Raw genomic sequence first — 22,551 nt, forward strand, 5'->3', positions numbered from 1 at the left:
CGCCCGGTCGCCCGGAATGCGAGGATGGAGGCTCTGCCTCCGGACGCCCCATGCCCCTTGCGCCTCCCGCCCCATCCGCCATCCGGGCCGTGATCTTCGACTTCGGCCAGGTGGTCTGCACCTTCGACAACCGCCGCATGTACCGCGCCCTCTCGGCCCTCTGCGGCCTGTCGGGGGAAGACCTGGGCCGGCGCGTGGCCCGCTCGGACCTACCCCGGGCCTATGAATCCGGCGAGATCCCCTCGTCAGCCTTCCTGGAGGGGCTGTCCACCCTGTGCGGCTTCGCCTTTTCCGAGGCCACCTTCATCCGCGCCTTCACGGACATCTTCACGCCCATTCCCTCCACCTTCGACCTGATCCGGCGCCTGAAGCCCCGCTACCGCCTGGGTCTGCTCTCCAACACCAGCCCCTGGCACGCGGAGCACGGCATCCGGACCACCAAGGTGTTCCCCCTCTTCGACGCCGCGACCTTCTCCTACGAGGTGGGCGCCATGAAGCCCGATCCCCGCATCTACCGGGACCTGCTGGTCAAGCTCCGCCTCCCGCCCGAGGCCTGCGTCTTCATCGATGACCTCCCGGAGAACGTCGAAGGCGCCCGGGCCATTGGAATGCACGGGATCACCTACCCGGGGCCGACGGCTCTCCTGGCGGCCCTCCAAGCACTTGGCGTCGAGCCCTGATCAGCGGCGGGCCTTGCCCGTGGCCCGCTCGATGCGGATGCGGATGACCGCCGTGCGGAAGAGATCCTTGCCGAGCTCCCGATCCACCACGTCCGCATGGTCCGGCGCGAAGCGCAGGCCCAGCGCCCGCAGGGCCGCCCGCTTCTCCGCTTCGTCCTCGACCAGCTCCGCGTGACCGAAGACGATGACACTGGCATAGCGGGTGGCCAGCTCCTCCGGAATGGGCTCCGCGAGAGTCACGGCGCAGTACGAGACCTTCGAGTTGACGGCCAGGTTGTCCAGCTTGTGGCCCTTCGTGGCGCAGTGGAGGATCAGGTGGCCGTCCACCACCGCGTGGTTCACGGGCACCGCATAGGGCCATCCGTCGGCATCCACCGTGGCCAGCACGCCCCACTCCGCGTCCTCGAGCAGGCGCAGGGTCTCGGCCTCGTCCAGGGCGCGGTCGCGGCGGCGGATGGGGTGGCTCGGGGCGCTCATGAACGGTCCTTCTGCTTCATCGCCAGCCAGTTCAGCGCCTCCAGAGGTGTCATGCGGCTGAGGTCCAGGGCCTCCAGCTCGGCGCGGAGGGGATCGGCCTCGGCTTCGAACAACGGCAGAGCGGGCTGAAGGACCGTGGGCGCCTTCAGGGGTGTCTCAGGGGCCTGGGCCATCAGGCGCTGGGCCTTCTGGATGACGGCCTTCGGCAGGCCCGCCAGGCGCGCCACCTGGATGCCGTAGCTGCGGTCCGCCGGGCCCTGGGCCACGCGGTGGAGGAAATGCAGCTGCTCCTCCCACTCCTGCACCTCCACGTGGAGGTTCTGGATGCGGGCGTCGTCCGCCAGCTTGGTCATCTCGAAGTAGTGCGTGGCAAACAGGGTTCGGGGCGCACCGCCCTTGAGGTCGCGGAGGAACACGGCGATGGCCTCGGCCAGGGCCAGGCCGTCACGCGTGGAGGTGCCGCGGCCGATCTCGTCGAGGATCACCAGGCTGGCGGCCGTGGCCTGGTTGAGGATCCGCGCGGTCTCCGTCATCTCCACCATGAAGGTGGACTGGCCCTTGGCCAGCTGGTCCGAGGCACCGATGCGCGTGAAGATGCGGTCCACCAGGCCGAAGCGCATGAGCTCCGCAGGCACGAAGGAGCCCGCCTGGGCCAGCACCGCCAGCAGGGCCGCCGTGCGCAGGAAGGTGGACTTGCCGCCCATGTTGGGGCCCGTCACCACGGCCATGGGCTGCGTGGCGGTGAACTGCAGGTCGTTGGGGATGCACTCGCGACCGAGGCGCGCTTCCAGCATGGGATGCCGTGCGGAGGCCAGCACCAGCTCCCGGTCCTCGCCCAGCTCCGGCCGCGTCCAGCCGGAGAGCCGCGCCCGCTCCGCCAGGGCCGCCAGCACATCCAGGGCGGCCACGGCCCGGGCCAGGCGCGTGAGGTCCGCGCGGTGCTCCAGCACCAGCGCCAGCAGCCGCTGGAACTGCAGGGCCTCCAGGCGGACCTGGTCGCTCTCGGCGCTCAGCAGCCGCTGCTCGAAGGCCACCAGCTTCTCCGTGGTGAAGCGCTCGGCGTTGGCCAGCGTCTGCTTGCGCAGGAAGTGCGCCGGCACCGCGCCCAGGTTGGCCTTCGTGATCTCGAAGTAGTAGCCGAACACCCGGTTGTACTTGATCTTCAGGCTCTGGATGCCCGAGGCCGCGCGCTCCTCCTCCTCCAGCTCCAGCATCACCTGCTTGGCGTCCCGGGCCAGACGGCGCACGGCGTCCAGCTCCGCGTCCACCCCCTCGCGGATGGCGCCGCCCTTGTCCAGGTCCAGGGGCGGAACTTCCGCGAGGACTCGCTGAAGCTCCGATAGCAACGGTGTGCAAAGCGGAGTCTCCGCCGGCCAGAGCCCCAGTTCCGCAACCTCGGAGGCCCAGCCTTCGTCGTGGATGCGGGCGGGTAGTTTCTGGAGAACGGCCAGGCCCTCGCGCAGCTGGGCCAACTCCAGAGCCGTGGCGAGGCCCAGGGCCACGCGGCCCAGCAGGCGGTCCAGGTCCGGCACCTGATCCAGCAGGCCCTGGATGGGTGTGCGGCGGCGGTCCTCCGTGAGCCAGGCCACCTGCGACCAGCGGCGCTCCAGGGCGGTGCGATCGCGCAGGGGCTGCTCCAGCCAGGCCTTCAGCAGGCGCGAGCCCAGCCGCGTACGGCACTGGTCCAGCAGGGCCAGCAGCGAGCCCGCGCGGCCGCCGTCGAGGCCATTGGCCAGCACTTCCAGATGCCGGGCGCTGGTGGCGTCCAGCAGGGGGCCCGCCGCGCCCAGCTCCAGGGACACGCCCTGCAGGTGCGCGGGACGGCCCTTCTGCGTGGCCTCCACATGGTCCAGCAGGGCCGCCAGGGCGCCCACCGACGCCGGATAGGGGTCGAGGCCCACGCCTTCCAGGTGCTGCCAGCCAAAAAAAGCCAGCACCTGCTGCTTCGCGCGGGAAGCCTCGAAGCGCCAGGCGGGCAGGCGCGTGCGGGCGGCCTCCAGGTCGGGAAGGTCCTCGGCACCTTCGGCCAGGATCAGCTCCTGGGGGCCCAGGCGCTCCAGCGTGGCCCGCAGGGCCTCTTCGCCCTCGCCAGGCAGCACCCGCAGGGCGCCGGAAGCCAGCTGCAGCAGGGCCAGGCCCCAGGCGCTCCCCGAACGATGAAGCGCGCAGAGCCACCGGGCGTCGTCGTCCAGCCAGGTGCCGGGGGTGATGATGCGCTTGATGGCGCGGGGCAGCAGGCCCTTCACCTCCTCGGCCTTGGCCGTGGGCTCGGCAATGGCCGCGGAAAAGCCCGCCGCCAGCAGCTTGGGCAGGTACGAATCCAGCGCGAAATGGGGCACGCCGCACATGGGGGTTTCCGATTCCGTGCCCTTGCCGCGCATGGTGAGCGCGATCTCCAGCACCGGCGCCGCCCGCACGGCGTCCTCGCCCAGGATCTCGTAGAAGTCCCCCATCCGCGTGAGCAGCACCGCGTCCCCCGCCTCGCGCTTGAGGGCGGCGATCTGCTGCATCATCGGCGTGGACATGGGGACTCGGCGAAAAGAAAAAGGCGGAATCCACAGATTACACAGATGACACAGATTCAGCGCTGGACGGGCCTGCGTCTGGGATCCCCTTTCTGCTTTCCATCTGTGCCATCTGTGGAATCGGTGGACCAAATCCTTCCCCACCTCCTCCACGAGCGGGGATGATGGGGCCATGGAACGGGTGGAGTGCATCGTCATCGGCGCGGGGGTCGTGGGGTTGGCCCTGGCGCGCGAGCTGGCTCTCCGGGGCCGCGAGGTGGTGCTGTTGGAGGCGGAGGACCGCATCGGCACCGGCATCAGCTCGCGCAACAGCGAGGTCATCCACGCGGGGATCTACTACCCGACGGATTCCCTCAAGGCCCGCCTCTGCGTGGCCGGGAACCGGGCCCTCTACGCCTACTGCGCCGCCCGCGGCGTGGCGCACCGTCGCTGCGGGAAGCTCATCGTCGCCACGGAGCCCGGCCAGGTGGAGGCCCTGCGGGGACTCCGGGCCAAGGCCGAAGCCAACGGTGTGCGGGACCTCCAGTGGCTGGAGGCGGACGAAGCCCGCGCCCTGGAACCCCGGCTCCGCTGCGCCGCCGCCCTGCTGTCCCCCAGCACGGGCATCGTGGACAGCCACGGCCTCATGCGGGCCCTGCGCGTGGACGCGGAGGCCGCGGGCGCGGCCGTGGTGCTGAAGAGCCCCGTCCTCGGCGGCCTGGACACGCCGGAAGGCCTGCGGGTGGACGTGGGCGGGGCCGAGCCCATGAGCCTCGTGGCGGCGCGCGTGTTCAACTGCGCGGGCCTGGGCGCCCAAGCTGTGGCGCGGGGCTTCGCGGGCGCCCGCCCCGGCAGCGTGCCGCCCCTGCACCTCTCGAAGGGCAGCTACTTCTCCCTCTCGGGCGTGGCGCCCTTTTCGCGGCTGGTCTATCCCGTGCCCGACGGCAGCCACCTGGGCGTACACCTCACGCTGGATCTCGCCGGGCAGGCCCGGTTCGGACCGGACATGGAGTGGGTGGACCGCGAGAGTTACGACGTCGACATCCGCCGGGCGGATGGCTTCTACGCCGAGGTCCGCAAGTACTGGCCCGACCTCCCCGACGACGCCCTCCAGCCCGCGTACGCGGGCATGCGGCCCAAGCTCCATGGCCCCGGCGAACCCGCCCCCGACTTCGTCATCCAGCGGGAGGACAGCCACGGGATCCCCGGCCTGGTGAACCTGTTCGGCATCGAATCCCCGGGCCTCACCGCCAGCCTGGCCCTGGCCGTGGAAGTGGCGGGCTAGGCCGCCGCTTCACGCCGGACCACTGGACCTTCAAGGCCGAGGTTCTCTACGTGGACTTCGGCAAGGTCTCCCACGCGGATGCCGGGTTTTCTGAGACACGGTGGGCCCGAGGGTCGATAATCCTGAGACTCGTCCATGACCGACCTCCTCCCGGATCCTCCCTCGCCCTCTTCCGGCCCCCGCGGAAGCGGGGACGACTGGACCGCCGCCACCCCGGAACCGCCCCAGGATGCGACCCGGCTCGAGCGGGCCGACGGGTCCTCCCAGAGCTCCGGCGACCGCGCCCCCGGCCTGAGCCACGAGGAACTCCTGGCCCGCTTCCCGCTGCCCAGGGAGGGGCGCTACGAGGCCCTGGAGGTGGTCGCCGAGGGTGGCATGGGGGTGGTCTACCGGGCCTTCGACCGCCAGCTGCAGCGCACCGTGGCCATCAAGCTCCTCAAGCGGCTGGAGCGGGAGGACACCGAGCGCTTCCTCCAGGAGGCGCGAGTCCAGGCCCAGCTGGAACACCCGAACATCTGCCACATCTTCGAGGTCGGCGAGGCGAAGGGGCACCCCTACCTCGTCATGCAGTTCGTGGATGGCCCGACCCTCCGGGAAGCCAATGCGGACCTCGGCCTGCGGGCCAAGGTGGAGGTCATCCTCCAGACCGCCGAGGCCCTGCACGCCTGCCATCGCGCCGGCATCGTCCACCGCGACGTCAAGCCCGGCAACGTGATGCTGCAGAAGACCGACAAGGGCCTGCACGCCTATCTCATGGACTTCGGTGTGGCGCGGGATCTGGACGCCATCTCGCACACCCACACCCACGCCATCATGGGCACCCCGGCGTACCTGAGCCCCGAGCAGGCGCTGGGCCGGGCTGACAAGGTGGACCGCCGCTCGGATGTCTACGCCCTCGGCACCCTCCTCTACGAGTGCGTCGCGGGAGTGCCCCCCTTCCGGGGCGCGACCCCGCTGACCCTGCTGAGGAGCATCGCCGAGGACGAGCCCGTGCCCCCCGCGCGCCTCGCCCCCGGGCTCCCGCGAGATCTCCAGACCATCATCCTCAAGGCCCTGGAGAAGGAACCCGAGCGCCGCTACGACTCGGCCCGGGCCTTCGGCGAGGACCTCCGCCGCTTCCTCGACGGCGATCCGATCCAGGCCCGGCGCCCTTCCATTCTCTACCGCGCGGATCGGCTCTTCCGGCGGAACCGGCCGGCGGCGATCCTCCTGACCTGTTTCCTCCTGGCGGCGGTCTATGGCCTCTTCGCCGCCCTGAGGGCCCGCTCCCAGGCGCGCTTCGCCCAGCAGCTGGCCCAGGAGGTGGAGCGCCTCAACAGCCGCATCTTCCAGGTGCGCAGCCTGCCCCGCCATCCCACAGGTCCGGAGCTCCTGGAGGTCCGCGCCGCCCTGGCGCGGCTCCAGGCGGAAACCGAGGCCCAGGGGCGCTGGGCCCAGGGGCCCGCCCGCCTCGCCCTCGGTCGCGGCCACCTCGCCCTGGGAGACCTGGAACAGGCCCGCATCCAGCTTGAGGCGGCACGGAAGGCCGTGCCCCGGGATCCGGATGCGGCCCAGGCCCTCGGCACCACCCTGGCGCGCCTTTATGTGTCGGAGCTCGAGGGCCTCCATGGCCAGGCCCTGGAGGAGCGCCGCCGGGACCTGGAGTCCACCCTCCGCGGCCCGGCCCTGGCCCTCCTGCGTGAGGCCCAGGGCCGAAGCCTGGAGGGTTCCGCCTACGCCGAGGGGCTGCTCGCCCTCGTGGAGGGCCGCCACGACGAGGCCCTGCAGAAGGCGAAGGAGGCCCAGGCCCTTCAGCCCTGGTTCCCGGAGCCCTGGCTGCTGGAGGCCGAAGTCCGCCAGGAGGTGGCCTTCGACCTTCTCGCCAAGGGCCGGCGGGAGGACGCCCTGGCCCAGATCGGAGAGGAGGGCGTCGCGCTCGCGGCGGCCCAGGACCGCGCCCGCAGCGCCCCCGAGCCCCTGGTGGAGGAGGCCCAGCGCCGCTTCGTCCTGCTGGGCCTGAAGGTGGACCAGGGTCAGGCCACCCCCGTGGATCGGGACTGGGCACTCACCCCCGTCCGCGAAGCCCTGACGGTGGACCATGACAACTGGCGGGCGTACAGCTACGGGACCGCCATCCACCGCCGCTGGGCCGCCTACCTCCTGAACCGCGGAGAGGATCCCAGCTCCGAACTCGACGCCGCCGCGGCGGACGCCGAAATGGCCCTGGCGCTCCGGCCGGCCGAAGCCGCCCTGTGGGTGAACTGGGCCACGGTCCTGCGCAACCGCGCCGAGCGCGAGATGGCCCAGGGACGCGATCCGGAGCCCTTCCTGTCCAAGGCCGAGGCCGGCCTTCAGAAGGCGCTCCAGCAGCCGCGCCTGCACGACTACCTCCTGGATGCGCTCGGCAACATCCACGCCCTGCGGGGCGAGCGCCAGCTCCAGACCGGGAAGGATCCGACGCCGGAGGTGCGGACCGCCGCCGACCACCTGGAAGCCGCCTCCGCCATGCGCCCCTGGGTCGGCCACGACTACAGCGAGGGCGCGGCCTACCAGACTCTGGCCCAGTATCAGGCCTGGGCCGGCGCCGATCCCCACGCCGCGCTGGAGGAGGCCCTGCGCTGCCACCGGAAGGGCCTGACCCTCCAGCCCTCCTCGCGCCTTTCGCGCCTGGGCCTGGCCACCGCCCTCCTGGACCGGGCGGCCGCAGACCTGGCCCGGGGCCGGGACGCCACCGCGGACCTGGCCGAAGCCCGCCGGGAGATCGGGACCGTTCTGGCCCGGGGTCCTGGCCAGGCGGACGCCCTGGCGGCCAGCGCCCGCGAGCGGCTGCTTTCGGCCCTCGCCGGCCGCGCCTCCGCGATGGCCCGGGAGGCCCTGGCCCTCCAGAGACGCGCCGTGATGGCCGCCCCCGGCAACCCCGGCCTCCAGCTCGCCTGGGGAGCCCTGGCCCTCGAGGCCGCCCGGGAGCTGCGGCTGCCCCTGGACCCCGGCGCGGCCGCCGCCCTCCGCGCCGTCGCCAGGACACGCCCCTGGGACGGCTGGGCCCAGCTGCTGGACGCAGAGCGGCTGAAGCGGGAGGGCCGCCCGGACGAGGCCCGGAGCCTGACGGCCAAGGCCCTCCAGCTCAACCCGACCTTGAAGCGCGAGGCGGCGAGGCGGGGCCTGGCCTGATCAGGCGGGAGGTCCAAGTCATCCTCCAGGCGGTCGGCGTGCCTCCCGGAACTGCCGATACTGGGCGAGCCAGCCGGAGGCCTCGCTCTGGGGCTTCGCCTCCAGTCGGCAGGCTCATGGGGAAGGGTTCGGCCAGAGCCTTGACAGGCGGGTGGAATCTTCGGGGGTGACGAAGGTGGTGCCAAGGAGGTTCAGGGTTCATATAATTTTTGGAAGAAAATTTTAGTGCAATCAAATCATATTTGCATCACCATGGAACCCGAGGTGGTCCATGTCCCTCCTTCCCTTCACCCAGAAAGCCAACGACGCCCTGGTGGCCGCCCGCGAGCGGGCCGTGGCGGACCAGCACCCGGAGCTGGTGCCCCAGCACCTCCTGCTGGCCCTGCTGGCTCCCGAGGCCGGGCTGCGCCCCCTGCTGGAGCGGGCCGGGCTGGCGCCCGACTCCATCCAGGGGCTGGTGGACGCCGCCGATGAGCTCGTCTCGAAGCTCCCCCGGGCCGTGGGCGGCGCCGAACCCCAGGTGGGCCCGGCCTTCCGGCACTTCCTGGAGGTGGCCAGTGACACGGGCCGAGGCCTGGGCGACCGGTTCCTGGCCACGGACGCCCTGCTGCTGGCCCTCAGCAACGCCCACACGGACGCCAAGAAGGTGCTGGAGCGCTTCGGCCTGGACCGGAAGACGCTGGAGGCCGCCATCCGCGAGACCCGCAAGGGCTCGAAGGTGGAGGACGAGAAGGCCGAAGAGAAGTTCGCCAGCCTGGAGAAGTACGCCAAGGACTACACGGCCCTGGCCGAGGCCGGGAAGCTCGATCCGGTGATCGGGCGCGACGAGGAGATCCGCCGCGTGCTGCAGGTGCTCTCCCGGCGCACCAAGAACAATCCCGTGCTCATCGGCGAGCCCGGCGTGGGCAAGACCGCCATCGTGGAGGGCCTGGCCCAGCGCATCCACAAGCGCGATGTGCCCGAGAGCCTGAAGGGCCTGCGCGTCATGGGCCTGGACATGGGCTCGCTGGTGGCGGGCACCCAGTACCGGGGCCAGTTCGAGGAGCGCCTCAAGGGCGTCATCGAGGAGGTCGAGAAGGCCGAGGGCCAGATCGTCCTCTTCATCGACGAGCTGCACCTGCTGGTGGGCGCGGGGGCGGTATCGGGCGGCATGGACGCCGCCAACCTGCTGAAGCCGGCCCTGGCCCGGGGCGAGCTGCGCTGCATCGGAGCCACCACCCTGGATGAGTACCGCAAGCACATCGAGAAGGACGCGGCCCTGGAGCGCCGCTTCCAGCCCGTGCTCGTGGACGAGCCCTCCGTGGAGGACGCCATCTCCATCCTGCGCGGCCTGAAGGAGCGCTACGAACTGCACCACGGCGTGCGCATCCAGGACGCCGCCCTGGTGGCCGCCGCCCAGCTGAGCCAGCGCTACATCTCCGACCGCTTCCTGCCGGACAAGGCCGTGGACCTCATGGACGAGGCCGCCAGCGCCGTGCGCATGCAGATCGACAGCCGCCCCACGGAGATCGACGTCCGCGAGCGCCGCGAGATGCAGCTGCAGCTCGAACGGCATTCGCTGACGAAAGAGAAGGATGCCGCCAGCCGCGCGCGACTGGCCGAACTGGACAAGGAACTCGCTGAGCTGAACGAGGAGCTGAGCAAGCTGCGGGCGCAGTGGGAGAACGAGAAGAAGGTCATCGAAGGCACCCGCGGGCTCCAGAAGAAGCTGGACGACCTGCGCATCGAGCTGGACCAGGCGAAGACGAAGGGCGAGTACGAGCGGGCCTCACGCCTCGAGTACGGCGAGATCCCGGCCCTGGAGAAGCAGATCACCGCCACCTCGCCCAAGGAGAGCGCCATGCTGCGCCTCGAAGTGGGCGAGCCGGACGTGGCGGCCATCGTGAGCCGCTGGACCGGCATCCCCGTGAGCCGCATCCTCGAGGGCGAGGTGGAGAAGCTCCTGAAGATGGAGGCCCGCCTGGGTGAGCGCGTGGTGGGTCAGGACCCTGCCCTCACGGCCATCTCCGACGCCCTACGCCGCAACCGGGCGGGCCTGGGCGATCCCAAGCGGCCCATCGGCAGCTTCCTCTTCCTGGGCCCCACGGGCGTGGGCAAGACCGAAGTGGCCCGGGCCCTGGCGGAGTTCCTCTTCGACGATGAGAACGCCCTGGTCCGTATCGACATGAGCGAGTTCACGCACGAGGCCGACGCCACTCGCCTCATCGGCGCCGCGCCGGGCTACGTGGGCTACGAGGAAGGCGGCCGTCTCACCGAGGCCATCCGCCGCCGGCCCTACGCCGTCATCCTCCTCGACGAGATGGAGAAGGCCCACCCCCGCACCTTCGACCTCTTCCTCCAGGTGCTGGAGGACGGCCGCCTCACGGACGGCCAGGGCCGCACGGTCAACTTCCGCAACACCGTGGTGCTCATGACCACCAACCTGGGCAGCCAGGCCATCTTCGATGCCGGCGGCGATGCCACCAAGGCCGAAGCCGCAGTGAAGGCGGCCCTGCACGGCCACTTCCGGCCCGAGTTCCTGAACCGGCTGGACGAGGTGGTGATCTTCCGCTCGCTGGACCAGGCCGACATGAAGGCCGTGGCCCGCATCCAGCTGAAGCGCGTGGAGGCCCTGCTGAAGGAGCAACGGCTGGACCTGGAAGTTCCGGAGGACGCGCTGGACTGGCTGGCGTCGGAGGGCTTCGATCCCCACTACGGCGCCCGCCCGCTCAAACGGCTCATCCAGCAGTCCGTCGTCAATCCGCTGTCCCGCCTCATCCTCCAGGGCCAGCTCCAGCCCGGCGGCCGGGCGCTGCTCTCGGTCCGCGACGGCCAGCTCCTGGTCGAGGGTGAGGCCGTCCAGTAGACGCCCTCGCCCGGCAACCGTTCACCCCGCGCTCCGCTTGGGTTCACGGGCCGGGCCTGCTCCCCCGCGAACGGACGCGCCACTGGCGCGTCCTCCCACTCGGCCTGCGCTGCGCTTGACCTCGCGGAGCGGGTCCCGCGGCTTCGACCCCCACTACGGCGCCCGACCGCTCAAGCGGCTCATCCAGCAGTCCGTGGTGAACCCGCTGTCCCGCCTCATCCTCCAGGGCCAGCTCCAGCCCGGCGGCCGGGCCCTGCTCTCGGTCCGCGACGGCCAGCTCCTCGTCGAGGGTGAGGCCGTCCAGTAGGCGCCCTCGCCCGGCAGCCGTTCACCCGGCGCTCCGCTTGGGCTCACGGGAGATGCGGGCAGAAAACGCCGCATCCGTGCGAAACTTGCCCCAGGCTTGGCCCCACCCGATGAGGCCCAGGTACACGGAGCCCGCGTGCCTCTCTCTCCTCCCATCCCCATCTTGATCGTGGACGACGAGGCCGATCTCCGGAACCTCCTGGTGGAGGCCCTGGTGGACCATGGCTATGACGCGACCGGTGCCGAGGATGGCGCCCGGGCCCTGGAGCAGGTCCGCCAGAAGCATTTCCCGGTCATCTTCACGGACCTCAACATGCCGGGCGGGCTTTCAGGCCTGGAGCTGCTGCGGGCCATCCACGACGAGGACCCACGCAGCCTCGGCATCCTGATGACGGGCTACGCGACCACGGAATCGGCCATCCAGGCCCTCAAGCGCGGGGCCTACGACTTCATCCAGAAGCCCTTCAAGTTGGTGGAGATCGAGGCCAGCCTGGGGCGCGCCCTGGAGCACTACCGGCTGCTGCGGGAGAACGAGGAGTACCAGCAGAACCTCGAACGCATGGTGGAGGCCCGCACCCAGGAGATCCTGGGCCTGAAGAACGACATCGAGCGGCTCTTCGAAGGCTTCGTGAACGCCTCCGTGACCGCCATCGAGGCCCGCGATCCCAGCACCTCCGGCCACTCCAGCCGCGTGGCCGAGCTCACCGTGGGCCTGGCGGAGGCTGTGAATGGCACGCCCAACGGCCCCTACGGCCAGCTCCACTTCACGCCGATCCAGATCCGCGAGATCCGCTACGCCAGCCTGCTCCACGACTTCGGGAAGGTCGGGGTCCGCGAGCAGGTGCTGGTGAAGGCCAAGAAGCTGCCCCACGAGCGGCTGGAGAGCCTCTATCAGCGCCTCCACCAGCGTTCCGTCGAATCGTTGCGGGACCGGGTCCTCGAGGCCTGGGGACAGGGGCGGACCTTCGACGAGATCCAGCTCGAGGAGCTGCTGCGCCGCCAGGAGGAGGAGACCCGGCGCATCATGGACCTGGTGCGGCGGAGCAACGAGCCCACGGTCCTGCCCCAGGAGGTGGCCCAGGAGTTGGACCGGCTGGAGGACCTCACCTATCAGCATTGGAGCGGGGACCGCCGGGTCCTCTTCGAGCCCGACGATCTGGACCTGCTGCGGATCCCCAAGGGGAGCCTCTCCACCGAGGAGCGGGAGGAGATCCAGAGCCATGTCACCCACACCTACCGCTTCCTCACACAGATCCCCTGGACCCACGAGCTGGCCGGCGTGCCCGACATCGCCTACGCCCACCACGAGCGCCTGAACGGGAACGGGTACCCCAGGCGCCTGACAGAGCCGGATATCCCGGTGCAGAGCCGGCTCATGGCCGTGACCGACGTGTACGACGCCCTCACCGCGGCCGACCGCCCCTACAAGGCCGCCGTGAGCCTGGAGCGCAGCCTGGAGATCCTGGACCAGGAGGCCAAGGTGAACCTGCTGGATGCCGAGGCCCTGCGCATCTTCATCGAGGCCCGGATCTACGAGCGCACCATGGTGCACGGGAGAACGAACGTCTCATGACCGGCGCCGGCCCTCAAGGTAAGGTGAGGGGATGACCAGCCCGCAGCAGCTTCTCTGGACCGGCTTCCGGGGCCTCGACACCGCGGAGGTGGATCTCCCGTTCACCCCTGGGGGGATCATCCTCTTCGGGCGGAACCTGGACCCGGACCCCGCGGCCGGCCCCGCCCGCTGCCGGGCCCTCGTCGACGGCCTCCAGGCCCGCTACGGACGGGACCTGCCGCTGGCCGTGGCCCTGGACCAGGAGGGCGGGCCCGTGAGCCGCCTGCGCCCCTGGGTGGGAGCCACCCCGCCCCTGCGGCGCATCTGGACCGGCGGCGGTGCTCCGGCCTGCGAGGCCTGGGGCCGCCTCTGGGGCGAGGGTCTCCGTCTGCTGGGCTTCAACGTGGACTTCGCCCCCGTGGTGGACCTCTGGGACGGCCACCCGGACGCGGGCATCGGCGACCGGGCCGCCAGCGGGGAGCCTTCCGAGGTCGCCGCCGCCGCCGGGGCCTTCCTCCACGGCCTGGAATCCACCGGCGTCCGGGGCTGCCTGAAGCACTTCCCCGGCCTGGGCGGCACGACCCTGGACAGCCACAAGGGCCTGCCCGGCCTGGAGGAGGCCGCCCAGGTGGATCGCAACGCGGCCGCCTTCCTCCCCCTCGCCCACGCGGACCGGCTGGTGATGGTGGCCCACCTCCGTACGCCCGCCTCGACCCCCCTGCCCGCCAGCCTGCACCGCGGCTCCGTGGCCGGGAACCCCTGGGGCATCCAGGGGCGCTTCCTGCCGGACGACCTGGAGATGGGCGGCTGCGCGGATTGGAGCTGGGACGACCGGGTGCGCCTGTCGCTGGAGGCCGGCCACCAGTGGCTGCTGGTCTGCCAGAGCCCCGAGGGCTGGACCGCCTGCGCGGAGGCCGCGACCCGCCTTCCCGAGTCCCTGTGGGCCTCCCCCCTTCAAGCCGCTCGGGCCATGCGGCGCCACCTGCCCCCCGCCCCGCCCTTCGGGGCCGCGGCCTGGGACGGCTGGCTCAAGCGGCTCCGGAGCGCAGCCGATAGGGTCTGATGAGCGCCCGCGTCCTCATCGTCGACGACAACGCCATGATCCGGAACGAGATCAAGGCGGTCCTCATGCGCGACGGGGGATTCACGCACTTCCTGGAAGCCGCGGACGGCCTCACGGCCTTCAAGACCATCATGGAGACGCCGCCGGACCTGGTGCTCTGCGACCTGGTGATGCCGGGCTTCGACGGCCTGAAGTTCCTCGGCCTCAAGGCCAGCCGCAAAGAGCTGGAGCAGATCCCCGTGATCATGCTCACCGCCGAGGACGACCTGGACCGCAAGGCCGAGATCCTGGCCCGGGGAGCCTCCGACTACGTCACCAAGCCCTTCCACGAGAAGGAGCTCCTGGCCAGGGTCCGCATCCACACCAAGCTCAAGCGCCTCCAGGACGAGCTCCGCGAGATGAACGCCCGCCTCGAAGGGCTGTCCGTCACCGACGCCCTCACGGGCCTGGCCAACCGGCGCCTCCTGTACTCCCGGCTGGAGGAGGAGGTACGGCGCGCCCGGCGCACCAAGGTGCCGCTCTCCGTCGTGATGATCGACATCGACCACTTCAAGAACGTGAACGACACCTACGGCCACGCCATGGGCGACCTGGTGCTGCGCAACATCGGGGCCCTGCTGAACGCGTCCATCCGGGCCACGGACCTGGCCGCGCGCTACGGGGGGGAGGAGCTCACCCTGGTGCTTCCCTACACCGACGGCGCCGCGGCCCTCCAGGTCGCCGAGGGCCTGCGGCTGAAGATCGCCGACCAGGCTCACACCCTGGGCGGCACCACCCTCCAGAAGACCGTCAGCCTCGGTGTCTCCTCCCGCAGCGGCCAGGCCGAGATGCCCGGCGCGGAGGAGCTGCTGAAGCTGGCCGACGAAGCCCTCTACCGCGCCAAGCAGGGTGGGAGGAACCGGGTGGAACGGGCGGAGTAGCCATCCGCTGTCGGCTCTCAGCTATCAGCTGTCAGCCAATGCAAAAAAGGACGCGGCCCGCAGGGCCGCATCCTTTTCCACGGAGAGCTGATGGCTGAGAGCTGACAGCCTATTTCGCCGCCTTCCGCAGCGCCTCGATCTTGTCCGTGTTCTCCCAGCTGAACTCCGGGCGGCCGAAGTGGCCGTAGGCGGACGTCGCCCGGTAGATGGGCTTGCGGAGATCCAGGGCCTCGATCATGGCCTTGGGGGTGCAGCTGAACACCTCGCGCACGGCGCGGACGATGGCTTCGTCCGACACCTGGCCCGTGCCGAAGGTGTCCACGGCGATGGAGACGGGCTCGGCCACGCCGATGGCGTAGGCCAGCTGGATCTCGCAGCGGTCCGCCAGGCCGGCGGCCACGATGTTCTTGGCGATGTAGCGGCCCATGTAGGCGGCGCTGCGGTCCACCTTGCTGGGGTCCTTGCCCGAGAATGCGCCGCCGCCGTGGTGGCCGCTGCCGCCGTAGGTGTCGACGATGATCTTGCGGCCCGTGAGGCCCGTATCGCCCATGGGCCCGCCCACCACGAAACGGCCGGTGGGGTTCACGTGGAAGATGGTCTGCGCGTCCAGCAGGTCCTGGGGCAGGGCCGCCTTGATGACATCCTGGACCACCGCGTCGCGGATGCTGTTCTGGGTGATGTGCTCGTCGTGCTGGGTGGAGATGACAACGGTGTGGATGCGCTTGACCTGGTCCCCGTCGTATTCCACGGTCACCTGGGACTTGCCGTCGGGACGCAGCCAGGGCAGCTCGCCGTTCTTGCGGACCTCGGCCAGCTTCCGCGTGAGCATGTGGGCGAAGTGCACGGGCGCGGGCATCAGCTCCGGCGTTTCCCGGCAGGCGTAGCCGAACATCAGGCCCTGGTCGCCGGCGCCGCCGGTGTCCACGCCCATGGCGATGTCGGGGCTCTGCTGGTCGATGGTGACCATCACCGCGCAGGTGGCGTAGTCGAAGCCCTTGATGTGGTGGTCGTAGCCGATGTCCTTCACGACGTCACGCACCAGCGCGGCGACGGGGATGTAGGTCTCGGTGGTGATCTCGCCCGCCACCAGCACGAGGCCCGTGGTGAGCAGGGTCTCACAGGCCACGCGGCTGCGAGGATCGTCCTTGAGGGCCGCGTCCAGCACGGCGTCGGAGATCTGGTCCGCCATCTTGTCGGGATGGCCTTCGGTGACGCTTTCGGATGTGAAGAGATGACGCCCCTGGGCGGCCATGCCTGACTCCTGGGAACTCCTCCGGACGATCTCGGAGGAAACGGAAAGTATATCGTGGGACCTCAGGTTCATACATCTTTCGGATGACGCGGGAAACCTTGCCATGCCCTAACCTGTGGGATTAAGGTGGGATGTTTCCATCCCCGCAGCGATTGCCCCAAGCCCCCTCAGTGGAGGAACCCATGATTCTCTTCCGTCGTCCGGCGCTGGCCCTCACGCTGATGGCCGCGTCCATCCTGATGGTGTCCACCGCGTGCAAGCGTGAGGATCCGCAGATCCGGGAACTGACCCAGAAGGCCGCCGAGGCCGACAAGGCCAGCCAGCAGGCCGGCCAGGCCAGCGCGGAGCAGCAGAAGAAGCTGGCCCAGGCCGGCGTGAACGACATCAAGCCCAATGCCGAGACCCTCCAGCTCACGGATGAGCAGAAGAAGGCCCTGGAAGAGCGCATCAAGAACGAGAAGAACAGCTCCTACCAGGCCCTCCTCCAGGAAGTGCTCGACAAGGACAAGGAGATCAAGGACCTGAACTCGAAGATCGCCAAGTTGAAGGCCGACCTGCCCAAGCCTGACGTCGCCCGTCCCAACGACAGCCACTATGGCATGGCCATGCGCTTCCTCAAGAAGAAGGGCGTGTCCGAGGCCGAGGCCAAGAAGCTGGTGAGCCGCGTGGCCATCATGGAGAAGCTGGCGCCCGGCTTCGAGGTCTACCACTTCTACGCCAACGGCACCTACGGCACCTGGGTCTCCCAGGGCAAGGCGAAGATCACCCCCAACGACCTGATGCGCCAGGAGCGCGAGAAGATCGAGGGCGAGCGCGACGAGGCCGTGGCCCAGAACGAGAAGCTGCAGGAAGAAGTCACGGACCTCGAGACCCAGAAGCAGAAGATCACCGAGGAGATCGCCGGGCTCCAGACCGAGCGCGCCAACCTGATCGACGAGCGCACCAAGCTGCAGGCCGACAACGCCGGCCAGTTGGCCAAACTCAACTCGCTGCACTACGTCATCGGCAACCGCGACACCCTGAAGTCCGAGGGCGTCATCGAGATCCCCGTCTTCGCCAAGGACCGGGCCGGCAAGAACTGGCGCGACGAGGTCTTCACCCAGAGCCTCGACCTCCGCTCCGGCAAGACCATCACCATCAAGGCTTCCGATGTGGGCCTGAAGAAGATCGGCAAGGTGAACGTGGTACCCGGCTCCTACCTGAAGGACGAACACTACAAGCTCACCATCAGCCCCGACAAGCAGACCGCCACCGTGGAGCTCATCACGGTGAGCCGCTTCAAGAACGACAAGGTCGTCTTCGCCGTCACCGACTGACCTACCCGGAGTCAACAAGGGGCCCCAACCGGGGCCCCTTGTTTTTGTGTGGCAATTCCACGCCGGGCCGCCTATTGTCATCAAACCAATCCAGGACCGACTCCACTTCAACCCCACCCAATGAGGTGACGCGATGCTTTCACGCTTGAATCAGGCGCTCCTCGGCGCTTCCCTGCTGACGCTCCTGGCCTGCAGCGGCGCCGGGGACTCCAAGGCCCCCACGATCGTCACCGGCCCCGGCTACATGCCGAGCACCACCACCCCGGTCTTCGACCCGGCCAACGCGAACGTGCCTCTGCCGAACGTCCTGGCCACGGCCACGGCCGCGGACCCCCTGACGGGCCGGGCCCCGAACAAGCCCATGTCGCCCCCTGAGGCCCTGGCCTACGTGAACCTCCATGAGATGGGCGGCACCAACGCCGTCTCCGGCCTGAACGCCCCGATCTACATCCAGTTCAACGCCGCCGTGGACGCCACCACCGTCACCGCCGCCAACGTCAAGGTCTTCCAGATCACCCCGGACGCGGCTGGCACCGAGAACAACCCCCTCGGCTTCGCGGATGTCTCCGGGATGTTCTCCTATCGCTACACCGCCGGCGGCACGGACCTGTTCCTGTTCCCGAACTTCCCCCTAGTGCCCGGCACCCGCTACCTCTACGTGGTCACCAACCGCGTGAAGGACACCGCCGGCAAGCCGATTTCCGCCTCCCCCTACTTCGAGGCCCTCAAGTCCACCACCCCGCTCACCGGCTCCTTCGCGGCGCTGGAGCCCATCCGGGCCAACGTCCTCAGCGGCTCCACCATCCTCTTCTCCGGCTACGCCAAGGTGATGAACGACCTCATCACCGCCGCCGCCACCACCACCGTCGCCCAGCGGTCCGACATCGCCGTGATGGGCCGGTTCATCACCACCGGGGCGGGCGCCATCTCGGCCACCACCACCAGCCCCTCCGCCTCCGGCGCCGTGCTGCTGCCCGTGGAATCCGCCCTCCGGAAGTTCGCCGCCGGCGCGACCCTGGGCGGCCTCTCCGGCAAGACCTGGTCGAACGCGGCCACCATTCCGGCCAACACCCTTCCCGGCGGTCCCTTCACCACGTTCGTGAAGGGCGGTGCGCCCAGCCCCGACAACTACTGGCAAGCCGTCCTGGGCAGCGGCACCGCCACGGCCCCCGCCACGGTCGGCCTGGTCGCGCTCGGCACCTTCGCCAGCGGCGACCTGAACGTGGATCCCGTGCTGGCCTCGGCCAATGCCGCCACCATGAACCTGACGGGCACCACCGGCGCCTACAATCCCGCCGCCGGCGTCACCCAGGCCTTCCGTGACACCAACCATGTGCTCACCGGCTTCTACCACACCGACCGCACCGTCAACTTCGTCTACATCGCCCCGGATCCCACGCTGGTCACCCGGCCGGCGAACGGCTACCCGCTGGTGATCTACCAGCACGGCATCACCTCCCAGAAGGAGACGGTGATCGCCCTGGCCCAGACCCTCACGGCCAGCGGCTATGCCCTCATCGCCATCGACCTGCCCCTCCACGGCCAGAACGCATTTCCGGGCCACACCACCGGCACCCAGTGGGGCAATGACTTCATGGCCGTGGGCGCCCCCCTCGCCACCCGCACCAACATGCAGCAGGCCGTCGTGAACCTCACCCGGCTCGAGCTCGTCACCAAGACCGGCGGCCTCAGCACCGCGCTGGCCACGGCCGGGTTCGCCGCCGAGACCCCGGACATCACCACGAGCCCCAGCAACATCAAGTTCGTGGGCGTGAGCCTCGGCGCCATCACGGGCGCCTACTACCTGGCCTCCAACACCACCCTGAGCGCCAGCGGCGCCCCCTACGCGCAGGCCACCCTCGACAATGACATGAAGGGCTTCCTGAACTGCCCCGGCGGCCGTCTGGCCTACCTCATCAGCAACAGCCCGGCCTTCGGCCCGGCCGTCAACGCCGGCCTCAGCGCCGCGGGCATCCCCAAGGGATCCCCCACCTACAACGCCTTCTTCCTCCTCACCCAGGCGATCGTGGATCCCGTCGACCCGGCCACCCTCACCACCCCCCTGGCCTCGGGCCTGCCCAGCCGCCTCTCGGGCCGCCTCACCATCCAGGAGGCGACCTCCTCCACCTTCGACGCCTACGGCAACACCACCAGCACCGACGGCGACCAGGTGATCAGCAACGTCTACACCCGCTACTTCGCGAACGCCCTGGGAGGCCGGGCCGTGCTCGGCACCTCGGCGGCCGCGGCCGTCGGCCCGAACTTCGATCAGGTCGCCTACCTGGCCAACGGAACCTACACCGTCGGCGGCGCTTCCACGGCGCATGCGGCCGGCGTCGTGGGCACGCCGTTCATGTTCACCCTGAACCCCGGCCCCTCCCCCAAGGTGGTGAGCGCCGACGCCTCCGTGCTCGGCACCACGCCCAAGGAAGGCTACTTCCAGTTCGACCAGACGGGGGTCGCCCACGCCTTCCTCCTGAACCCGGCGAATCCGGTGGCCGTCACGCTCGGCCAGCGCCAGTTCGCCTACTGGCTGGGCACGGGCCTGGTCGTGGATCCCACCCAGCAGGGCGCCACCCTGCCCATCGCGCCGGGCACGCCCCTGCCCGCGTCCATGATCTTCCAGGCCCCCAGCTCGGTGACCATCCTCGGCCACTGATCCTCGGCTACGTCCAATAGAGGCGGGGCTTCGGCCCCGCCTCTTTGTCTCTACCCTTCCAGCTCCGGGAAGGCCGCGAGCAGCTGCTTCCGCGCCTCCAGCAGCTCCGGCACAGCCGGGTCCCGGCGGCGGCGGAAGCCGCGGATGGCCTGGAGGTCCTCTCCGGCTCGCTCGAGGGCCGGGAGGCCGAGGAGGACCGCCAGCAGGGCCAGGGGCGGGACCAGGGCGAGGGGCCAGCCCCAGCGGCTGCCGGCCAGGGCCCCCAAGACCAGCGCCCAGAGGGGGTGCAGCAGGAGCCCCGCCAGCAGCTTCAGGGTGGCCGCCTGGTCCCCCTCGTCGGTGAACCGGCCCGCCACCCAGCCCACCAGGCGATAGGAGGGCCAGAACAGCAGCGCCGGTGGAAGCAGCAGGGCCGCCAGGCCCAGCCGCAGGGCGGCGCCCGGCAGCCAGCGGCGGACCTCCGCGCCCGGATAGGGATGCCCCACCTGATCGGGCCGGACACCCTTGGCCCGGAGCCAGGCCTGGACCCCATGGATCCGGGCCTCTAAGGCAGCCAGGTCCTCCTCCGGCAGCGCGGCGAGGTGCGGCACCAGGGCCCGCACCCGGCGGCGCAGGACCTCCAGGTCCACGCGGCTGCCGGGCGCCTCTGTCAGGAGCCAGGCCACCTCCTGGGCCAGGGCCAGCACCCGAACCTCCTCATCGTGGAGGGTGAGGGGCTTGAGGGCGGCCCGGATGCGGGCGGTCAGCTCCGCCACGGCCTCCGGATCGGCCCCCCGCGGCGCGAGATCCCCCCAAGCCACGGGCTCGCCCACCCGCAGGAGGACGCTGTGGCGGAAGGTGGCGCGATCCCCGTAGACCAGGCCCGCGGGCACCAGGGCCACCGGCACGGGGCTGGACAGGGCCATCCGGGCGGCGCCGGTCTTGAGGGGGGCCAGGTCCGCTTCCGAGTGGCTCACGCCCTCCGGGAACATGGCCACGGAGCCACCTCCGGCCAGCACGTCGTGGACCTTCCGGAAGCACTGCTGGATGGTCTCCGGCGTGGCGCCGCCATCCTTGGGCCGGGTCACGGGGATGGCCCGGAAGGCCGCCAGGAAGGGCCGAAGGGGCGCGAACTTCCACAGCGTGGCCTTGGCCAGCCAGCCAGCCCGGCGCTCCAGGAGGGCCCCCGCCGCCAGGGGATCCAGCAGCCCGTTCGGATGGTTCAGGAGGATCAGGCAGGGACCCGGCGGCAGGTCCGGGCCTTCCCGGCGGAGGGCGCGGAACCAGATCCGCCCCAGCAGCCGCGCGACCCGGCTGGCCGCCACGTCAGGCCTTCGCCGGCCGGTGCCGCGCCCACCAGAGCGCTGCGCCGCTGAGGACGATGGCCGGCAGGACGAGGGTGAGGGCCTGGGCCAGGGCGTCGCCGCCGGATCGTCCGGCGGCGTGCAGCGCATCCGCCCGGCGGCCCACCAGCTCGGGGCTGATGGCGTCCCCCAGCAGGTGGATGAGGAGCACGTTCACCGCCACCCCTGTGGCCCGGATGCTGGCGGGCAGGCTGCTGACCGTGAGGGCGTTGACGGGACTGGTGTTCACGAAGAGCAGGAACATGCCCACGAAGAACAGGGCATAGGCCGTCCCCAGGTGGCCGGTGGCCAGGGCCCAAGCCACCACCGGCGCCGAGGCCACCAGGGTGAGGCCCGAGATCCCGGCCCCCGCATCGGGCCAGCGCTTCTGCCAGCGGTCCGTGAGCCAGCCGCCCAGGAAAGTCCCCAGGATGCCCGTCACCACCGCCAGCGCCCCGAAGACGAGGCCCGCCCGGGCGGTGGACACGCCAAACCGGCGCTGGACCAGGGTCGGCCCCCAGGTGCTGAGGCCTCCCATGGCGAAGGTGTAGGCCACGTAGCTGGCGGTGCAGGCCAGCCAGATCCGGTTCAGGAAGACGCGCTTCAGGCGCCGCAGGTAGGGTTCCGCCGCCCCCAGGTCCACGGCTTCATCCATGGCCCCGCGTTTGGGGTCCATCTGGAAGGCCATCCAGAGGGCGAGAAGCAGGCCCGGCAGGCCCGCCACCAGGAAGGAGGCCCGCCAGCCCCAGGCCCCGGCCACCAGCCCGCCCAGGCCATAGCCGAAGGCGCTGCCCACGGGAATGGCCAGGTAGAACCAAGTGAAAGTCCGGGCCCGGTCTGATTCGTGGAAGCCGTCCGCCAGCATGGCCGGGCCCAGGCTGGCGTAGGCGGCCTCGCCCACGCCCACCAGGGAGCGCGTCACCAGCAGGGCCGGGTAGCTGTGGACGAAGGCCGCGCCCACGGTCGCCAGGCTCCAGAGCGCGACGCCCCCGGCCACGAGGCGGGGGCGGTGGAACCGGTCGGCCAGATAGCCGAAGAGGGGCGCGGCGCACATGTACACCGCGATGAAGACGAAGGTAAGCCGTCCGAGCTGGGCGTCGGACAGGTGCAGCTCCCGGCCGAGGGGCTCGAGGATCGCCGCCACGACGTACCGGTCCAGGTAGTTCACCAGGTTGATGCCGGTGAGCAGCAGGAGCAGCCGTCGGGCGGCGGTCATCTCG

15 protein-coding genes are annotated in these 22,551 nt (G+C 70.5%); 10 read left to right on the forward strand and 5 right to left on the reverse strand.

Going from position 1 to position 22,551, the window contains the following annotated elements:
• The first annotated feature begins 50 nt into the window (after nt 1-50).
• Entirely contained in the window at nt 51-680 is a 630-nt protein-coding gene (locus tag MLE64_RS13765) for an HAD family hydrolase (protein ID WP_243318491.1), read from the forward strand.
• Here MLE64_RS13765 and MLE64_RS13770 read toward each other — a convergent pair whose 3' ends face one another.
• Together MLE64_RS13770 and mutS are read right to left on the reverse strand one after the other, a co-directional pair.
• On the reverse strand, nt 681-1,157 hold the full coding sequence (locus MLE64_RS13770) for a pyridoxamine 5'-phosphate oxidase family protein (protein ID WP_243318493.1): 477 nt from the start codon (nt 1,155-1,157) through the stop codon (nt 681-683).
• Nucleotides 1,154-3,682: a DNA mismatch repair protein MutS gene (gene mutS / locus MLE64_RS13775; RefSeq protein ID WP_243318495.1), complete on the reverse strand. Its 2,529-nt coding sequence runs from the start codon at nt 3,680-3,682 to the stop codon at nt 1,154-1,156. Before mutS ends, MLE64_RS13770 begins: the two co-directional genes overlap by 4 nt.
• Before the next feature lie 172 nt (nt 3,683-3,854).
• On the opposite strand from mutS, the gene MLE64_RS13780 reads away from it, so the two are divergent.
• The 7 genes from MLE64_RS13780 to MLE64_RS13810 all read left to right on the forward strand — a co-directional run bounded on the left by MLE64_RS13780 (nt 3,855) and on the right by MLE64_RS13810 (nt 14,782).
• Nucleotides 3,855-4,946: an NAD(P)/FAD-dependent oxidoreductase gene (locus MLE64_RS13780; RefSeq protein ID WP_243318497.1), complete on the forward strand. Its 1,092-nt coding sequence runs from the start codon at nt 3,855-3,857 to the stop codon at nt 4,944-4,946.
• Between the two features lie 135 nt (nt 4,947-5,081).
• Complete coding sequence (locus tag MLE64_RS15865) at nt 5,082-8,096, forward strand: serine/threonine-protein kinase (RefSeq protein WP_279343110.1); 3,015 nt, start codon at nt 5,082-5,084, stop codon at nt 8,094-8,096.
• A gap of 271 nt (nt 8,097-8,367) precedes the next feature.
• Nucleotides 8,368-10,941: an ATP-dependent chaperone ClpB gene (gene clpB / locus MLE64_RS13790; RefSeq protein ID WP_243318499.1), complete on the forward strand. Its 2,574-nt coding sequence runs from the start codon at nt 8,368-8,370 to the stop codon at nt 10,939-10,941.
• A gap of 115 nt (nt 10,942-11,056) precedes the next feature.
• Nucleotides 11,057-11,248, forward strand: coding sequence for a hypothetical protein (locus MLE64_RS13795; RefSeq protein WP_243318501.1), 192 nt, complete (start codon nt 11,057-11,059; stop codon nt 11,246-11,248).
• A gap of 135 nt (nt 11,249-11,383) precedes the next feature.
• Nucleotides 11,384-12,820 (forward strand): HD domain-containing phosphohydrolase, encoded by a 1,437-nt coding sequence (locus tag MLE64_RS13800; RefSeq protein WP_243318502.1) that lies wholly within the window; start codon nt 11,384-11,386, stop codon nt 12,818-12,820.
• Between the two features lie 31 nt (nt 12,821-12,851).
• Nucleotides 12,852-13,862, forward strand: coding sequence for a glycoside hydrolase family 3 N-terminal domain-containing protein (locus tag MLE64_RS13805; RefSeq protein ID WP_243318504.1), 1,011 nt, complete (start codon nt 12,852-12,854; stop codon nt 13,860-13,862).
• Nucleotides 13,862-14,782 (forward strand): diguanylate cyclase, encoded by a 921-nt coding sequence (locus tag MLE64_RS13810; RefSeq protein WP_243318506.1) that lies wholly within the window; start codon nt 13,862-13,864, stop codon nt 14,780-14,782. Before MLE64_RS13805 ends, MLE64_RS13810 begins: the two co-directional genes overlap by 1 nt.
• Nucleotides 14,783-14,891: 109 nt before the next feature.
• Here MLE64_RS13810 and metK read toward each other — a convergent pair whose 3' ends face one another.
• Complete coding sequence (gene metK / locus MLE64_RS13815) at nt 14,892-16,034, reverse strand: methionine adenosyltransferase (RefSeq protein ID WP_243318508.1); 1,143 nt, start codon at nt 16,032-16,034, stop codon at nt 14,892-14,894.
• A gap of 182 nt (nt 16,035-16,216) precedes the next feature.
• Here metK and MLE64_RS13820 point away from each other — a divergent pair, with 182 nt between their 5' ends.
• Nucleotides 16,217-17,350, forward strand: a complete 1,134-nt coding sequence (locus MLE64_RS13820; protein ID WP_243318510.1) for a hypothetical protein — start codon at nt 16,217-16,219, stop codon at nt 17,348-17,350.
• A gap of 133 nt (nt 17,351-17,483) precedes the next feature.
• Nucleotides 17,484-20,009: an Ig-like domain-containing protein gene (locus MLE64_RS15870; RefSeq protein WP_279343111.1), complete on the forward strand. Its 2,526-nt coding sequence runs from the start codon at nt 17,484-17,486 to the stop codon at nt 20,007-20,009.
• 50 nt (nt 20,010-20,059) lie between these two features.
• On the opposite strand, the gene MLE64_RS15875 is transcribed toward MLE64_RS15870, so the two are convergent.
• Nucleotides 20,060-21,313: a 1-acyl-sn-glycerol-3-phosphate acyltransferase gene (locus MLE64_RS15875; protein ID WP_341482289.1), complete on the reverse strand. Its 1,254-nt coding sequence runs from the start codon at nt 21,311-21,313 to the stop codon at nt 20,060-20,062.
• Nucleotide 21,314: 1 nt separating this feature from the next.
• Complete coding sequence (locus tag MLE64_RS13835) at nt 21,315-22,547, reverse strand: spinster family MFS transporter (RefSeq protein ID WP_243318512.1); 1,233 nt, start codon at nt 22,545-22,547, stop codon at nt 21,315-21,317.
• Between the last annotated feature and the right edge of the window lie 4 nt (nt 22,548-22,551).

It is taken from the genome of Geothrix paludis (assembly GCF_022808815.1).
In the GTDB taxonomy this organism is placed as follows: domain Bacteria; phylum Acidobacteriota; class Holophagae; order Holophagales; family Holophagaceae; genus Geothrix; species Geothrix paludis.

Excerpts from the sequence above, each read along its gene's own strand:
- MLE64_RS13765 (WP_243318491.1), top strand. The coding sequence starts at position 51 with ATGCCCCTTGCGCCTCCCGCCCCATCCGCCATCCGGGCCGTGATCTTC.
- MLE64_RS13770 (WP_243318493.1), bottom strand. The coding sequence starts at position 1,157 with ATGAGCGCCCCGAGCCACCCCATCCGCCGCCGCGACCGCGCCCTGGAC.
- mutS (WP_243318495.1), bottom strand. The coding sequence starts at position 3,682 with ATGTCCACGCCGATGATGCAGCAGATCGCCGCCCTCAAGCGCGAGGCG.
- MLE64_RS13780 (WP_243318497.1), top strand. The coding sequence starts at position 3,855 with ATGGAACGGGTGGAGTGCATCGTCATCGGCGCGGGGGTCGTGGGGTTG.
- MLE64_RS15865 (WP_279343110.1), top strand. The coding sequence starts at position 5,082 with ATGACCGACCTCCTCCCGGATCCTCCCTCGCCCTCTTCCGGCCCCCGC.
- clpB (WP_243318499.1), top strand. The coding sequence starts at position 8,368 with ATGTCCCTCCTTCCCTTCACCCAGAAAGCCAACGACGCCCTGGTGGCC.
- MLE64_RS13805 (WP_243318504.1), top strand. The coding sequence starts at position 12,852 with ATGACCAGCCCGCAGCAGCTTCTCTGGACCGGCTTCCGGGGCCTCGAC.
- MLE64_RS13810 (WP_243318506.1), top strand. The coding sequence starts at position 13,862 with ATGAGCGCCCGCGTCCTCATCGTCGACGACAACGCCATGATCCGGAAC.
- metK (WP_243318508.1), bottom strand. The coding sequence starts at position 16,034 with ATGGCCGCCCAGGGGCGTCATCTCTTCACATCCGAAAGCGTCACCGAA.
- MLE64_RS13820 (WP_243318510.1), top strand. The coding sequence starts at position 16,217 with ATGATTCTCTTCCGTCGTCCGGCGCTGGCCCTCACGCTGATGGCCGCG.
- MLE64_RS15870 (WP_279343111.1), top strand. The coding sequence starts at position 17,484 with ATGCTTTCACGCTTGAATCAGGCGCTCCTCGGCGCTTCCCTGCTGACG.
- MLE64_RS13835 (WP_243318512.1), bottom strand. The coding sequence starts at position 22,547 with ATGACCGCCGCCCGACGGCTGCTCCTGCTGCTCACCGGCATCAACCTG.